This window comes from Candidatus Krumholzibacteriota bacterium (assembly GCA_016931295.1).
Classification (GTDB): domain Bacteria; phylum Krumholzibacteriota; class Krumholzibacteriia; order Krumholzibacteriales; family Krumholzibacteriaceae; genus JAFGEZ01.
Window position 1 is genome coordinate 52,042 of record JAFGEZ010000011.1, and the last position, 14,965, is coordinate 67,006.

15 protein-coding genes are annotated in these 14,965 nt (G+C 69.3%); all 15 read right to left on the reverse strand.

The window, feature by feature from the left end; genetic code table 11:
• Nucleotides 1-22: 22 nt before the first annotated feature.
• Entirely contained in the window at nt 23-943 is a 921-nt protein-coding gene (locus JW876_03450; GenBank protein MBN1884567.1) for an ROK family protein, read from the reverse strand.
• 13 nt (nt 944-956) lie between these two features.
• On the reverse strand, nt 957-2,216 hold the full coding sequence (locus JW876_03455; GenBank protein ID MBN1884568.1) for a hypothetical protein: 1,260 nt from the start codon (nt 2,214-2,216) through the stop codon (nt 957-959).
• Nucleotides 2,217-2,223: 7 nt separating this feature from the next.
• Nucleotides 2,224-3,126, reverse strand: coding sequence for an acetyl-CoA carboxylase carboxyltransferase subunit beta (locus tag JW876_03460; GenBank protein ID MBN1884569.1), 903 nt, complete (start codon nt 3,124-3,126; stop codon nt 2,224-2,226).
• Nucleotides 3,127-3,271: 145 nt separating this feature from the next.
• Nucleotides 3,272-4,036, reverse strand: coding sequence for a purine-nucleoside phosphorylase (locus JW876_03465; protein MBN1884570.1), 765 nt, complete (start codon nt 4,034-4,036; stop codon nt 3,272-3,274).
• A complete protein-coding gene (gene rimI, locus JW876_03470) occupies nt 4,029-4,481 on the reverse strand; it encodes a ribosomal protein S18-alanine N-acetyltransferase (protein ID MBN1884571.1) in 453 nt (150 codons plus the stop codon). Before rimI ends, JW876_03465 begins: the two co-directional genes overlap by 8 nt.
• On the reverse strand, nt 4,478-5,215 hold the full coding sequence (gene tsaB, locus JW876_03475; protein MBN1884572.1) for a tRNA (adenosine(37)-N6)-threonylcarbamoyltransferase complex dimerization subunit type 1 TsaB: 738 nt from the start codon (nt 5,213-5,215) through the stop codon (nt 4,478-4,480). Before tsaB ends, rimI begins: the two co-directional genes overlap by 4 nt.
• Nucleotides 5,212-5,703, reverse strand: a complete 492-nt coding sequence (tsaE, locus tag JW876_03480) for a tRNA (adenosine(37)-N6)-threonylcarbamoyltransferase complex ATPase subunit type 1 TsaE (protein MBN1884573.1) — start codon at nt 5,701-5,703, stop codon at nt 5,212-5,214. Before tsaE ends, tsaB begins: the two co-directional genes overlap by 4 nt.
• 10 nt (nt 5,704-5,713) lie before the next feature.
• The gene (locus JW876_03485) at nt 5,714-7,264 is read right to left on the reverse strand and encodes a PglZ domain-containing protein (protein ID MBN1884574.1); all 1,551 of its coding nucleotides are present in this window, start codon (nt 7,262-7,264) and stop codon (nt 5,714-5,716) included.
• Nucleotides 7,265-7,286: 22 nt separating this feature from the next.
• Complete coding sequence (locus JW876_03490; protein ID MBN1884575.1) at nt 7,287-8,528, reverse strand: HAMP domain-containing histidine kinase; 1,242 nt, start codon at nt 8,526-8,528, stop codon at nt 7,287-7,289.
• A 6-nt stretch (nt 8,529-8,534) separates the two neighbouring features.
• Nucleotides 8,535-9,806 carry a serine--tRNA ligase gene (gene serS / locus JW876_03495; GenBank protein MBN1884576.1) on the reverse strand — a complete coding sequence of 424 codons (1,272 nt, stop codon included), beginning with the start codon at nt 9,804-9,806 and terminating at the stop codon, nt 8,535-8,537.
• Nucleotides 9,807-9,834: 28 nt separating this feature from the next.
• Nucleotides 9,835-10,704 (reverse strand): hypothetical protein, encoded by an 870-nt coding sequence (locus JW876_03500; GenBank protein MBN1884577.1) that lies wholly within the window; start codon nt 10,702-10,704, stop codon nt 9,835-9,837.
• Between the two features lie 89 nt (nt 10,705-10,793).
• A complete protein-coding gene (locus JW876_03505; GenBank protein ID MBN1884578.1) occupies nt 10,794-11,897 on the reverse strand; it encodes an undecaprenyl/decaprenyl-phosphate alpha-N-acetylglucosaminyl 1-phosphate transferase in 1,104 nt (367 codons plus the stop codon).
• Between the two features lie 65 nt (nt 11,898-11,962).
• Nucleotides 11,963-13,498 (reverse strand): oligosaccharide flippase family protein, encoded by a 1,536-nt coding sequence (locus tag JW876_03510; GenBank protein MBN1884579.1) that lies wholly within the window; start codon nt 13,496-13,498, stop codon nt 11,963-11,965.
• Nucleotides 13,495-14,592 (reverse strand): UDP-N-acetylglucosamine 2-epimerase (non-hydrolyzing), encoded by a 1,098-nt coding sequence (wecB, locus tag JW876_03515; protein MBN1884580.1) that lies wholly within the window; start codon nt 14,590-14,592, stop codon nt 13,495-13,497. Before wecB ends, JW876_03510 begins: the two co-directional genes overlap by 4 nt.
• On the reverse strand, nt 14,589-14,965 hold a 377-nt coding region (locus JW876_03520; GenBank protein ID MBN1884581.1), incomplete at its 5' end, for a GDP-mannose 4,6-dehydratase. The genes wecB and JW876_03520, both read right to left, overlap by 4 nt.

The following is a 14,965-nucleotide window of genomic DNA, read 5'->3' on the forward strand; positions in this document are numbered from 1 at the left end:
CGGTGTTCCTCCCCCTCTCCGCTCACGCCCGGTCGGCCGCCAAAAGGGCGGCGCCGATGAACGCCGCGGCGTTGCCGAGCTCGGCGGGCACGATCCTGGCCGTCGCGAGAGCCTCGTTCATCGCGTGCTCGCGGAACGACCGGCGCGCCGGTTCGAGGATCAGCGTTCCCGCTCCCATGACGCCGCCCCCGAGGGCGATCGCATCGGGATCGAAGAGCTGGACGACGTTGGCGATCCCGACCCCGAGATACCGCCCCGTCTCCTCGAACACGCGCCGGGTCGCTTCGTCGCCGGCGGCGGCCGCCCCGGCGAGATCCTTCACCGAGAACGCGTCCCGGCCGGCGAGTTTGCCGCCGGGAAGGATGCGCCGCGCCCGATCGAGGATGGCGCCTGCGCCCACGTGCGCCTCGAGGCAACCGCGACAGCCGCAGGAGCACAGCGGCCCGTCGATGTCGATGATCGTGTGGCCGATCTCGCACGCCATGCCGCGCGCGCCCCGGTAGAGGGCGCCGTCCGCCACGAAACCGCCCCCGACGCCCGTGCCGAGCGCGATGCAGAAGAAATGGGAGGCGTCGCGGCCCGCCCCCTCCTTGTACTCCCCGTAGGCGGCGCAGTTCACGTCGTTCTCGACGAAGACGGGGCAGGAGAGCGCCTTTCCGAAAAGGGCGGCGATGGGCGTGTCGTTCCACGCGAGCATGTTCGGCGAATAGAGGAGCCGCCCCGAGCCGGCGTCGACGAGCCCCGCGCACCCGACGCCGGCCGCGTCGATCGCCGCCCCGGCGGCGGACTCCGCGACCCAGGCGGCCACCCGGGCGGCGGCGGGGCCGGGTCCCTCGTCGGCGCGCGTCGGCAGCGTCCCCCGCGCGCGCACCTCCCCCGCCGCCGACACAACGCCCACCTTGATGTCGGTGCCGCCGATGTCGATCCCCAGCAGCGTACGCATGCGATCTCCTCCCTCAGATATAAGCGACGGCCTCCTCGATCAGCACGTGCGAGCCGAGGAGGAGGATCGTGTCATCTTCCCGCGCGATCCGGCCGAGCCGGGCGAATGCGTCCCGCATGCCGCGCGCGTGCCGCACGCGCGCCCCCCCGCCCGTGTCGGGCCCGAACATCCCGGCGAGTTGGTCGGCGTTCGCGCCCCGGGGCCCGGGAAGGGGCACGAGGACGATCTCGCGCGCCGCCCCGCGCGCCGCGTGCGGGAACCGCCCGAGCTCCTTGTTCGACATGACGCCGAAGAGTATCACCGTTCGCCCGGGATCCGCCATGCCGCGGAGCGTCCGCAGCGAGGCCAGCAGCGATTGCTCGTTGTGCGACGCGTCGAGAACGAAGCGCGGCCGGCCGGACAGCACCTGGAACCGCGCGGGAAAGCGGGCAACCGCGAGTCCCTCCCTGATCGCCCGCGCGCCCGTCCGCGGGCGGAAGACCTCGACGGTCCGCACGGCGACGGCGGCGTTGCGCACCTGCGGATCGCCGATCATGCGGGTTTCGACGCGTCCGTAGCCGCGCACCGGCGTCTCGAGGAGGAAGGTCATCCCGTCGATACGGGACCTCGCCGACCAGGTGCGGGCCTCGATCCGCGCGTCGTGGAAGGGCGCGCCGAGCTCCAGGCAGCGCCGCGCCGCCTGCTCCCGCAGTTTCTTCGTCGGCAGCTCGGCGACGAGAGGGGCGCCCTGCCGGACGATCCCGAGCTTCTCGCCGAGAATCGCCCGCCTGGTCCGGCCGAGGTGCTCGCCGTGGTCCCGCGCGATCCCCGTGACGACGCAGACCGCCGGTTCGACGAGTTTCGTGGCGTCGAGCCGTCCGCCGAGTCCCACCTCGAAGACGGCCGCGTCGACCCCCTTTTCCCGGAACCAGAGCGCCGCCGCGGCGGTCAGCCCCTCGAAGAAGGTGAAGGGCGCCTCCCGGCGATGCGTCCCGAGGAGGCCGACGAGGCGGTCCAGCTCGGGCGAGGGGATCTCCGCGCCGTCGAGCCGGATGCGCTCGTTGACGCGGAAGAGGTGCGGCGAGTAGAAGGTGCCCGTGCGAAGGCCCGCCCGGCGCAGGATCGAGGTGATCCAGGTCGTGACCGAGCCCTTGCCGTTGGTGCCGGCGACGAGGATGGAGGGAAAGGCCCGCTGCGGGGAGCCGACGAGCTCGAACAGCGCGGCGACGTTCTCGAGACCGAGCTTCATGCGAGTCGGCTGCAGCGAGAACAGGTACTCGATGTGCGGAAACAACCGCCTGCTATCGGACGATCGAGATGGTATCGCGGTCATCTTCGCGGCTCTGCTCCTCCACATTCGCCGCCGAGCGGGAGAGGCTGTCGAGTACGAATCCGACCGTCTCCTTGATCTCCCGACGGCTGCAGATCATGTCGATCATGCCGTGCTCGAGCAGGAACTCCGACCGCTGGAAACCCTCCGGCAGCTCCTCGCCGACCGTCTCCTTGATGACGCGCGGCCCGGCGAACCCGATGAGCGCCCGCGGCTCCGCGATGATGATGTCCCCCTGGAAGGCGAACGAGGCGGCGACGCCGCCCGTCGTCGGATCGGTGAGGATCGAGATGTACGGGATGCCGGCCCGCGACAGCCGCGCGATCGCGGCCGACGTCTTCGCCATCTGCATGAGGGAGAGGATCGATTCCTGCATCCGCGCCCCGCCGGAGGCGTTCAGGACGAGGAAGGGCAGTTGCTCGTCGATGGCGCGCCTCGCCAGGCGCGCGATCTTCTCGCCGACCACCGATCCCATGCTCCCCCCCATGAACCGGAAGTCCATGACGGCGAGGGCGACGGCGCGGTCGTTCATCCGGGCCGTCCCGGTGATGACGGCGTCGTTCCGCCCGGTCTTCTTGCGCGCCGCGCGCACCCGGTCGCGGTACCGCTTGCTGTCCCTGAAATCGAGGGGGTCCCCCGAAACGAGCCCGCGGTCGATCTCGATGAAGGTCCCGCGGTCGGCGAGAAGATCGATGTACTCCTCCGCCGTGATGCGGAAGTGGTGGTCGCACGAACGGCAGACGGATTGCTGCCGCTCCAGCTCCTTGCGATACAGGATCTCGCCGCAGGAGGGACACTTCTCCCAGAGCCCGTCGGGCATGTCGCGTTTCTTCAGGGTCGTGATCCCCTGTTTCGCACGTTTCAGCCAGTTCATGCCCGGCTCACCCCCTGGAGTGGACGCGCGGCCACGCGCGGCCGCGCCCCGCGCTTAACATAGCACCTGCCCGGAGAGGCGACCAGTGTTTTCCGGCCCCCCTGCCCGGACCCATCATTCCACGATACGGCCGACGACGCCAGAATTATCTGGCGGCGATGCGGGAAACGACCCGGAGGAGCTCCGCGGCCCCGTTCCGCCCGGCGCGCAGCACGTCGCCGTGATCCGTTTCCTCGCCCGACACGTTCGCCGTGAAATTGGTGATCCGGCCGAGACAGGCGGCACGCAGGCCGCGCCGCCGGGCGGCGAGAAGCTCGGGCAACGCCGACATCGTCGCCGCGTCGGCGCCGATCGCCGCCGCCGCGCGCGCCTCGGCGGGCGTCTCGTACGCGGGGCCGGTCGTCCAGCAGAGGACGCCGGAGCTGACCGGCACGCCGGCCGCGTCCGCCGCCTCGGCCACCTCGCGCCGGAACCCGGGGCAGATGATCGGTTCGCCGCCGCGGTCTCCCGCGACGGCGCCGCCGAACGGGAAGAAGACGACGTCCGTGGCGAGCAGCCACGATCCGGGGGGCAGCCCGCGGCGCAGACTCCCCGCCGCCTGCGTGAGCAGGACGCGCCGGCAGCCGAAGAAGGCCGCCGCCTCGACGACGCTTTCGGCGGCGTTTGGTGCGCGCCCCTCGTACCGGTGGACGCGTCCCGAGAAGAAGAGGACCCGGCGGCCGCCGATCCTGAGGAGAAGGATCTCGCCCGCGTGCCCCTCGACGGCCGGCTCCTCGAGCCCCGGCACGTCGGCGTAGGAGAGCGTTTGCTCGATCTCGACCGCGTCGGCGGGCGGGGCGAGGCCGGAGCCGAGGACGACGGCGAGCTCCGCCCGGCCCTGCATCCTTCCCATCGACGTCCGCTCAGTCATCGAGGATCCTCTCCATCAGCACGGCGTCCTCTCCCGTCTCCCGGTAGTACCCCGGGCGCTCGCCGACCGTCCTGAACCCGTGCTTCTCGTAGAAGCGGCGCGCGGGATCGTTGCCGCGGCGCACCTCGAGCATCACGATGCGGCCGCCTGCCGGGCGCCCTTCCTCGATCACCGCCTCGAGCAGCGCCGTTCCCGCGCCGGCGCGGCGGTTCCGGGGATCGACGGCGATCGAGAGCAGATGTATCTCGTCGCAGATCGCCCACGCGGCCGCGTACCCCGTCACGAGCCCGCCGGAGACGCAGACTACGTTGATCGAGAAGGCGCCCTGGGAGAGCTGATCGAGGAACATCCCCCTCGTCCACGGCACGGGGAAGCTCTCCCGCTCGATCTCGAGGAGGCGCGGCAGGTCGTCGCGCGTCATGCGCCTGATGAGGCAGTCGCTCACGGCCGGCCGTCCCCGCCTGGCCGGAGCGGCGCGTGCCGGGGCAGCCTGGCGTCCGGCGGCCGGATGTAGACGGGCTCGAGCGCCGCGAGCTCCCCGTAGGGCACGGGGGGGCGCTCCGCGGCGAGCGCGGCGAGCAGGGCCGCCGACGGCACGGCCCACCGCGGGCCGGCGAACGCGGTGCCCGGTGGCAGGGCGGCGCGGAGCTGGTCGGCGTAGCGCACGGCCCCCGACCCGCAGAGGACGACGGGCCCCGCGATCCCCGAGGCGGCGAGAAGGGCGGAAACGTCCTCCGGGGACGCGGCGCACGGATCGAGAAGGGAGGCCGGCGTTCCCGCCGCGGTGTCGTATGCGGCGGCGTAGACCTCGCCACGCCGCGCGTCTATCAGCGGCACGACGGGAACCGGCGCGAAGGGGATCGCCGCGGCGAGGAGTTCGAGGCTCCCGACGGCGGCCACGGGGCGCCGCCTGATCGCGGCGAAGGCCTTGACCGTGGCGAGCCCGATCCTGAGGCCGGTGAAGGATCCCGGCCCCGAGACGACGGCGAAGAGGTCGATGCCGGGGATCGTTCGCTTCGACGCGCAAAGACAGGCGTCGATCGCCGGCATGAGCGTCGCCGAATGGGTCTCGCTCGCGTCGAAGACGATCTCGCCGGCGATCTCACCGTCCGCGACGACGGCGACGCTGCCGGTCGGATGCGAGGTGTCGAGAGCGAGAATCCACGTCCCGCCGGTCATGACGCCCCCTCCTCGATCGCATCGAGCAGATCCGCGGGCGCGTCGATCGAGATCGCGCGCGATCGCTCGCCGGTCACCGCGACGATCACGCGGACGTCGAAGGAGAATGCGCCGTCGGGAAGACGGTCCCCCCATTCGACGACGACGACGTTCCTGCCGTCGACGACGTCGAAGAGGCCGATCCGTTCGACCTCGTCGTACTCCTCGAGCCGGTAGAGGTCGAAGTGTTTCACGGGAAGCTCCCCCTCGTACTCCTCGACGAGGATGAAGGTGGGGCTCAGCACCTCGTCGGCGACCCCGAGCCCCGCGCAGATCCCCTTCATCAGCAGGGTCTTTCCCGCGCCGAGCCCGCCCTCGAGCGAGACGGTCGTCCCGGCCGGGACGCTGCGCCCGATCCGTTCGCCGAGCGACCGGGTCGCCCGCGGCGAATCGCTGTCGAATCGCCGGGTCGCCTTCTCGCCGGCGAGATCGCGAAGACGTCCGGTCATCGCCGGTCCCTCACTTCGGCTCGAGGGTGATCACGGGGATGATCATCTCCTCGAGCGAGATGCCGCCGTGCTGGAACGTGCCCAGGTACTGCTTCTCGTACTCGTGGAACTTCGTCGGGTAGACGAAGTAGTAGTTCTCCTTGGCGAAGATGTAGTTCTTCGACGGCCCCTCGGCGGGGAGCCGGAAGTCGGCGGGACGGCGAACGAGAAGGGTCTGCCTCGGATCGCCGTTGATGTTCTCGCCGAACTTGTACCGCAGGTTCGTCGACGTGTCGCGGTTGCCGTGGACCAGCGAGGCCTTCTTGCCGAGAATCGAGCCGTGATCGGTCGTGATGACGACCGAGGCGCCGTGGTCGGCGATCCGCTGGAGGATGTCGTAGAGCGCCGAGTGCGCGAACCACGTGCGCATCAGCGAGCGGAACGCGCCCTCGTCGGGCGCGATCTCCTGGAGGATCTCGCTCTGGCTGCGTCCGTGGGCGAGGATGTCGAGGAAGTTGAAGACGAGCGCGACGAGATCGATCCCCCGGTAGCTGTTCACCTGCTTCCGGATCTCGTTGGCCTCCTCCGATTCGTAGACCTTCACGTACTTCGTCGAGAGGCCGTCGAGATGGTGGCGCTTGAGCTGGTCGAGCATCAGCTCGTTCTCGAAGCGGTTCTTGCTCAGCTCGTCGCGCGAGCGCTCGAGCCACCACTGCGGGTGCCGCCTGGCGATCTCGTCGGGGAAGAGTCCCGCGAAGATGGCGTTGCGCGAGTAGGGGGTCGCCGTCGGCAGGATCGAGATGTAGCTGTCGCGGCCGACGGTGAAGAAGGGAGCGATGAGATCCTCGATGCGGAGCCACTGGTCGAACCGCATGCAGTCGATGACGATGAAATAGACCTTCCGCTTCCCGGCCAGCCGCGGGATGACGAATCGCTTCATGATGTCGACGCTGAGCAGGGGACGGTCGTCGGAGTTGACCCAGCCGGCGTAGCGCTCCTCGATGAAACGGCCGAACTCGATGTTTGCGTTCCTGCGCAGGTCGTCGTGCGTCTGCTCCAGCCCCGTGTCGCTGAAGCGGTCGAACTCGAGATCCCAGAAGGAGAGTTCCTGGTGGATGCGGATCCAGTCCTCCGGCCCGGCTTGCCCGACGATCTCGTCGCTCAGCCGCCGGTAGACCTGCAGGTAGTCCTTGCTCGCGGCCCCCTCCTGGATGCGGTGCGACTCGAGGAGCCGCTTCGCCGCCGAATAGATCTGGAGCGGGTTGATCGGCTTGAGCAGGTAGTCGTCGATCTTCATGCCGATCGCCTGCTCCATGAGATCCTCGGCCTCGTTCTTGGTGATCATGACGACGGGGAGGTTCGGATCGATCTCCTTGATGTCCTGGAGCGTCTCGAGCCCGCTCCGGCCCGGCATCGTCTCGTCGAGGAGGAGGAGGTCGAAGCGCTCGCAGGAGAGCAGCTCGATCGCCTCGGCGCCGCTCGAAACGCCGCGCACCTCGTAGCCCTTCCCCTCGAGGAACATGACGTGCGAGCGGAGCAGGTCGATCTCGTCGTCGACCCAGATGATCCGTGTCTTCTTCAACGGGCGATCCTTTCGGGCGCGGTCAGTCGACCGGGAACGTGATGAGGAAGGTGGTGCCCTTCCCGGGAAGCGTATGGGTCACGCGGATCGAACCCCCGTGTATCTCCTCGACGATCCGCCTGACGAGCGCGAGGCCGAGCCCCCATCCGCGGCTCTTCGTAGTATACCCCGGCGTGAAGATACGGTTCCGCTGGCTCGCGGTCATCCCCTTCCCGTTGTCCGAGAAGGTGATCTCGACGCGTTTCTCGCCCGGGTTCATCCTGCCGACGATGGCGATACTCCCCCCCTCCCCGTCGATCGCGTCGAGGGAGTTCTTCACGAGGTTCTCGAAAACCCAGCCGAGCAGGTCGGCGCTGCACCGGACCAGGGGGAGCTCCTCGAGATCGACGGAGATCGTCGAGCCGATGCGGAGCGACGGGCGCCGCCGCTCGAAGTAGTCGACCGTGTCCTCGATGATCGGCGCGATCTTGTGGTACTCGAGCTTCGGGGCGGAGCCGATCTTGCCGAACCGCGACGAGATCCGCACGAGGCGGTCGACGTCGGCCTCGACCTCCCGCATCGCCGTCTGGACATTTTCGGAGACCTCGGCCTCCGCCGTCTCCTCCTGTATCATCGCGAGCCATCCCATGATCGACGAGAGCGGCGTGCCGAGCTGGTGCGCCGTCTCCTTCGCCATGCCCACCCAGATGGACCGTTGCTCGTTCTGCTTGAGCGCGCGGAACATGAGGAACCCGAAGAGGAGGAAGAGGGCGAGCACGGCGATCTGCACGTAGGGCGCGACGGCGAGCTCCCGCTGGAGCCGCGAGGTCCCGTGGTGCAGGACGAGGCTCACCTCGTCCCCCTCGATCCGGATCGGGTCGTTGATCCGGTCGAACATGCGCGCGCGCTCGAGCACGCGCTCGAGGAGCGGATCGTTCGGGGCGTCGGGATCGAAGTTCGTCAGCCGGAAGTATTCGTCGTCCCCCACCTGTTCCACGCCGATGCCGTTCCAGATCATCGGCCTCCCGGAGATGTCCGAGACGACGAAGGGAACGCTGATCGCGTTCCGCACCTGCGTGACGAACTCGGCGCGGCGATCGTCCCCGCGGATGTCCCGCAGCTCGATGGCGATGAAGCGCGAGAAGAGGCGCGTGAGATCGTTCGACTGCGCCTGCATCCGGCCGATCATCGTGCCGTTGTACCAGAGCGCCGCGGCCACGAGGACGGCAACGCCGGCGACGAGGTATACCCTGAGGAGGAAGGGAAGGTTTCTCGGTGAACGCATGTCCTTCTATGCCTCGAGGAATTCCCGGCCGCGCATGTACGGGACGAGCGCGGCGGGGACGCGGACCTTGCCGGTCGGCGTCTGGTTGTTCTCGAGTATCGTCGCGATCACGCGCGGCAGGGCGAGTCCCGATCCGTTGAGCGTATGCGCGAATTCGGGCTTCCCTCCCGCCCCGGGCCGGAAGCGGATGTTCGCCCGCCGCGCCTGGAAATCCTCGAAGTTGCTGCACGAGGATACCTCGAGCCACTTCCCGACCCCCGTCGCGAACGTCTCGATGTCGTAGCATTTCGCGGCGCCGAACGAGAGATCCCGCGTGCAGAGCTCGATGACCCGGTAGGGGATCTCGAGCGCCTCGAGCACGGCCGCGGCGTCGGCCAGGAGCGTCTCCAGCTCCGCGTAGGAATCATCGGGGGACGCGATCCGCACCATCTCGACCTTGTCGAACTCGTGCACCCGGATCAACCCCCGCGTGTCCTGCCCGTAGGAACCCGCCTCGCGCCGGAAGCAGGGCGTGTATGCGGTCATGCGAATCGGCAGGCGGTCGCCGTCGACGATGCGCTCGCGCAACAGGTTGGTGACGGGCACCTCGGCGGTCGGAACGAGGAAGAGGTCGTCCTTCTCGACGAGGTACATGTCCTCCTCCATCTTCGGCAGCTGGCCGGTGCCGACCATGCAATCGCGATTGACGACGAAGGGCACCCACACCTCCTCGTACCCCTGGTCCGCGTGCATGTCGAGCATCAGGTTGATCAGGGCCCTGACGAGGCGCGCGCCGTCGCCGCGGAAGACGACGAACCCGCGCCCGGTGATCGCGGCCCCGGCGGCGAGGTCGACGATGCCGAGCTTCTCGGCGATCTCCCAGTGCGGCAGCGGCTCCTGCGGATGCTCCGTGATCGTCCCCCACTCCCGGACGACCGGGTTGTCCTCCGGACCGTTCCCGTCGGGCACCGATTCGTGCGGCAGGTTGGGGATGGCGAGCTGGAGGTCGTCGAGCTCGCCGGAGAGATCCCTCATCTCCGCGTCGAGCTCCTTGATGCGGTTCGCCGCGTCCTTCATGCGCGCGATGATCTCCGTGGCGTCCCCGCCCTCCTTCTTGATGGCGGAGATCTCGTCCGACACGCGGTTGCGCTCCGCCTTCAGATCCTCGTTCTCCCGGATCAGCGCCCGCAGCCGCTCGTCGAGCGAAAGGAACGCGTCGAGGTCGAACTCGACGCCCTTGCGCTCGATGCCCTTCCTGACCCGTTCGGGGTCCTTCCGTATCATCTTCCGGTCGAGCATCGTTCCCGTCCGATCTATTGTTCGTCCGCTACCTGTACGATTTCATCATCTGCCCGCCGGCGGCGGACAGTTCCTCGGCGAGCTCGCCGACGGTGGGCGCTTCGCGGCCGATCATCCCGAAGACGGACGCGACGACGCGCTCGGTTCCGTCGGGCGCGGTGAGGGACCCCTCGATGTGGAACTGCTCGTCCTCGTAGTTCGCCAGCACGCCCACGTGGCACCGGCCGTGCCCGGGAAGCATCGCCAGCAGCATCCGCTCGGTTCCGTACTCGGCGACGCTCGACGTGTCGTTGATCAGACCGGCGAATGCCTCGACGTCGCGATCGCCCGCGCGCGCGAGGAGCGCAACGATCCCCTGGCCCGGCGCGGGCATGCTGACCGAGGAGGTGAAGACCTCGGTCACGTGCTCCTGGAGGTTGACCGCCTCGATGTCCGCCGCGGGGCAGACGAACCCGGCGATCCGCCCGGCGGCGAGATCGTCGAAGAGGCTGTCGATCGACGAGCGCGCGAGGACGTGGTCGAGATCGGGCCGGTAGTACAGCACCTGCGCGAGCGTGTGTTCGAAGACGGTGACGAGCGGCGCGCCCTCGGGGATGTCGTCGAGGAGCGTCCCCGCCGAGACCAGCACGTCGAAGGGGTTCACCCGCTTCGGAATGGCGGCGATCTCGATCCCGGAGGGCATGCGGTCCGGTATCTCCCGCGCATCCGCCACGGCGACGTCGATGCCGCCCTTCACGAGCGCCTGCGCGAGGGCCGCGAAGCTGCGCGAGCACTCGCCGTGCGCGGCGATCCCGATGCGCGGCGACGCGTCCCGGATGGCGTCCACCGCGCGTTCGAGGCTCGCTCGCGAGCATGCCCCGTCCGTGCAACCGATGGTGAAGCGTCTTCGCTGTGCCACGTGCGTGTCTCTTTCCGCGAAGGTCGTCGTCGTTCACCGAACCGCGCTCAGGCTAGCACAGCAGCGGGTAAAAGACAAACGCAAAGCGGTCAGCGTCGGGGAACGAGCCGGGAGGTGGAGATCCCGTTCCTGCCGAGGATCTCGCGGGCCGATTCGATCGGCAGGGTGATGTGGACCATCGCGTGGAGCGAGACGACGAAGAAGAGGACGTCGATCGCGATCGCCGCCGCGAGCGCGGCGACGCTGCCGCGCATCGTGAGGACGCCGAGCAAACCGAAGACCGCGCCGAGCGTCCAGAGGATCGCGTCGACGGCCCGCACCGAGACGCAGCGGTAGAGCAGCACGTGGTGCACGTGGCGGAGATCGGCCTCGAAGACCGGCCGGCGGGTGAGCAGCCGCCTGGCGAACGCGAGGGCCGTGTCGATGAGCGGAATGCCGAGGATGACGACGCACCCGGCGGTGCGCCAGAAGATGCGTTCCCCCGGCACGATCACGAGGAGGGTCATCAAACCGAAGAGGAGCCCGAGGAAGAGCGATCCCGAGTCGCCCATGAATATCCTCGCCGGCGGGAAGTTGTACCGGAGAAAGGCCAGCGTCGTTCCGAAGACGACGAGCGCGAGGACCGTGACCACGTGGTTGCCGAAGAGATACCCGGCCGCGGCGAAGGCGAGCGAGGCGATCAGGGCGAGCCCCGAGGCGAGACCGTCGATGCCGTCGATGAGATTGAACGACGTGGTGATCGCCAGCATCCAGACGGCGGCTGCGGCCAGGGCCCCGATGGCGTGGGGCACGGGAAGATCGATCAAGTTGAAATGCGAGAGCAGGGGCACGCCGGCCGCCGCGACGAAGACCGAGACGGCGATCTGGAAGAAGAGCTTGTAGAGGTAATGCAGGCTCCGCAGGTCGTCGATGATGCCGAGCAGGAAGGTGAGGAAACCGCTGCCGATCAGCACCGGAAGAAAGGCGCGGTGGAGCGGGCTCGCGGGCAAGGAGAAGAGGAAGGCGGGGATCAGCGCGAAGAGCACCGCGCCGATCATCGCCACGCCGCCGATGTGGGCGATGTCGCGGCTGCCCCGTCCGTTCTGCTTGTCGCAGAGCTTCCACCGCACGGCGATACCGCGCACGAGCGGCGTCAGCACGAGGCAGAAGACGAAGGAAACGACCGTTGGGACGATCAGGCCCGCGGTAGTCAAGAGACACTCCTCCTTGGATTTCCGGCTAAAGATTCATCCAAGCGCAGAGGCTTGTCAAGCACCATTCATGCGCGGCGTCCGCCGCCGCCCGGGGGAAGGCCGTTTGCCGGTCTGCCTCGCCGTGCGAGCGAGCGAAGGATCGCGCGCGCCTCGCCGGGCGCGACGACCTTCGCAACGAGGACACCCGCCGCGTAGAAAACCGTCAGGCCCGCGGCATGGAGGATCGTTGCCGGCAGCCCGGCGGGCAGGGGAACGAACGACCGGTACAGGATGACGATCGCCGCGCCGACGGCTGCCGCTCGGACGGCCGCCGCCGTGTCCTCTCGCCGCCACAGCCCGGGAAAGGCCCGTCCCACGGCCCGGAGCCCGAGAACCTCGATCGGCATGTAGGAGAGGAGCGTTGCGGCCACGGCTCCACCGGCGCCGAACCGCGGGATGAGCGCCGCGTTGAGCGCGAAGTTCAGGGCCGCGCCGGCCACGGTGAGGCGCGCGTACGTGCCGGCCCGGTCGGCGGCGACGAGCCCCGGCAGAATCACCGCGCCGAGACACCGCATGACGACGAGGGGCAGGAAGAGGACAAGCAGCCCGGCCGACGGCAGGAACCGCTCGGTGAAGAGCCCCGTCACGAGCGGCCCGGCGAGCGCGGCGAAGACGACGACGACGCAGAGGGCGTAGACGAGCGACGACCGCAGCGATCCGCGCGCGAGCGCGGCGCAGCGAGGCCGGTCGCCGGAGGACCATGCGGCGGCGAGCGCCGGGCGGAGCGCCATGACGAGGGCGAAGGTCGGGAAGAGCGACGCCTCGACGACGCTGCGCGAGACGGCGTAGAGCCCCACGGGCTCGGCGCCGCTGTAGTAGCCGAGCATGAGCTTGTCGAGGATCGAGTAGATCGTGACCGACGCGCCGCTCACCGCGAGCGGCACGCTCAGATGGAGGAGGCGGCGCATCACCGGGGGTTTCTTTGCGGACGCGGAGCCCGGCCGCGGGGCGGACAGCCGCGCGAGGACGGCGATCCCCGGCAGGAACGCCGCAGCGCAGTAGGCCGCGATCACGCCGGCGGCGCCTCCGGCCAGGGCGGCCGCCGCCGCGACGAGCCCGACGCGGAGCAGGAACATCGAGGCGCGCATCGAGAAGAGCGTGCGGAACCGCCCGAGCCCGATGACCAACAGGGCGACGAGCTCGTTCAGGGAGACCGAGACGATCAGGAGGCCGCCGAGTTGGAAGAGCGGCACGAGCGCCGGGTCGTGGAACAGCCGCGCGAGCAGGGGCGCCGCGAGGGTCGACCCCGCGGCGAGCGGCACGGTGAAGAGGGCGCGGAGAACGAGGCTCGACCGGACGAGGACCGGCACGAGGCCGGGGTCCGAGACGGCGTACTCGGAGAGGAGCCGCGAGGCCGCGCCGTCGATCCCGAACTTCGCGCCGATGAGGACGAAGGTCGCCACGGCCATCGTCAGCGAGACGAGACCGATCGTCTCGGGGCCCATCCACCGGGCCACGATCAGCGACGCGACGAAGATGCCGGCGAGCGGGAAGGCCGTGGCGCCGAAGCTCCACAGGTAGCCCGCGGCGAAGGAATCGCGGTTGTCGGGTCGGTCGGTCATCGCTTTCCGGCGACGCGCGCCTCGAGAACGTCCGCGATCCTGGCCGCGGCTCCGCCGTCCCACAGCGGGGGGATCCGGTGCTCGCCCGGTCCCTCGCGGAGCAGACGTTCGGCCTCGGCGAGGACGCGGCGCCCGTCGGTGCCCGCGAGCACGTTCGTCCCCATCTCGATCGTGATCGGCCGCTCGGTGTTCTCCCGCACGGTGACGCAGGGCACGCCGAGGACGGTCGTCTCCTCCTGGATGCCCCCGGAGTCGGTGACGACGAGGGCCGCCGAGCGCATCAGGCGGAGGAAGTCGATGTAGCCGACCGGATCGACGAGTCGCAGCCCCGGCCCCGCGGGCATCGGCGGCGTCGCTCCGTCGATCGTCCCCCGCGTGCGCGGGTGGACGGGGAAGACGACGGGGCGCTCTCCGGACAGGCGAACGAGGGCGTCGAGTATCCCGCGGAAGACCTCCGGGCGGTCGACGTTCGACGGGCGGTGAAGGGTGACGAGTACGTAGCCTCCCTCCTCGAGCTTCAGGCGGCCGAGGACCGGCGACCGGCCGGCCGCATCGAGGTAGCCGAGGAGGGAATCGATCATGACGTTGCCGACGAAGAAGATCCGTTCCTCTTCCACCCCCTCGCGCTTCAGGTTGATCTCCGCCTCGGGCGAGGTGGTGAAGCACCAGCGCGACAGGACGTCGGTGACCATCCGGTTGATCTCCTCGGGCATCTCGAGGTCGAAGCTCCTGAGCCCCGCTTCCACGTGGGCGACAGGGACGAGCAGCTTCGCCGCCACGAGCGAGCAGGCCAGCGTCGAGTTGACGTCGCCGACGACGATGACGAGATCGGGACGCTCGGCGAGGACAACCTTCTCGAAGGCGGTCATGATCTTCGCCGTCTGTATCGCGTGGGAGCCGGAACCGACGCCGAGGTGGATGTCCGGCTCGGGAAGGCCGAGATCGTCGAAGAAGACCTTCGACATGTTCTCGTCGTAGTGCTGTCCCGTGTGGACGAGGACGGGCCGTATCCGTCCGCGGCGGCGGAACTCCCCGACGATGGGAGCCGCCTTCATGAAATTCGGCCGCGCGCCGACGACGACGATCGCCTTCACTTCCGCTCCTTCCCGCCCCTTGCCGACCGGATGCGATCGCGGTACATCCTGGCGTAGTACTTCCTGAAGGCGCCCTCCTTCACGGGGCGCCACCAGTCCTCGTTGCGTCGGTACCAGCGGATTGTCCGGGCGAGACCCTCCTCGAAGCCGATTGCCGGCTTCCAGCCGAGTTGCCTGATCTTGCGCGTGTCGAGCGCGTAGCGGCGGTCGTGGCCGGGGCGGTCGGAGACGCGGGTGAGCAGCGCCGGGTCGGCGCCGGTCAGCTCGACGATCCGCCGCGCGATCTCGATGTTGGGATGCTCCTCGCCCGCGCCGATGTTGTAGACCTCGCCCACCGCGCCCTTCCGCCCGACGGCGAGGATCGCGCGGCAGT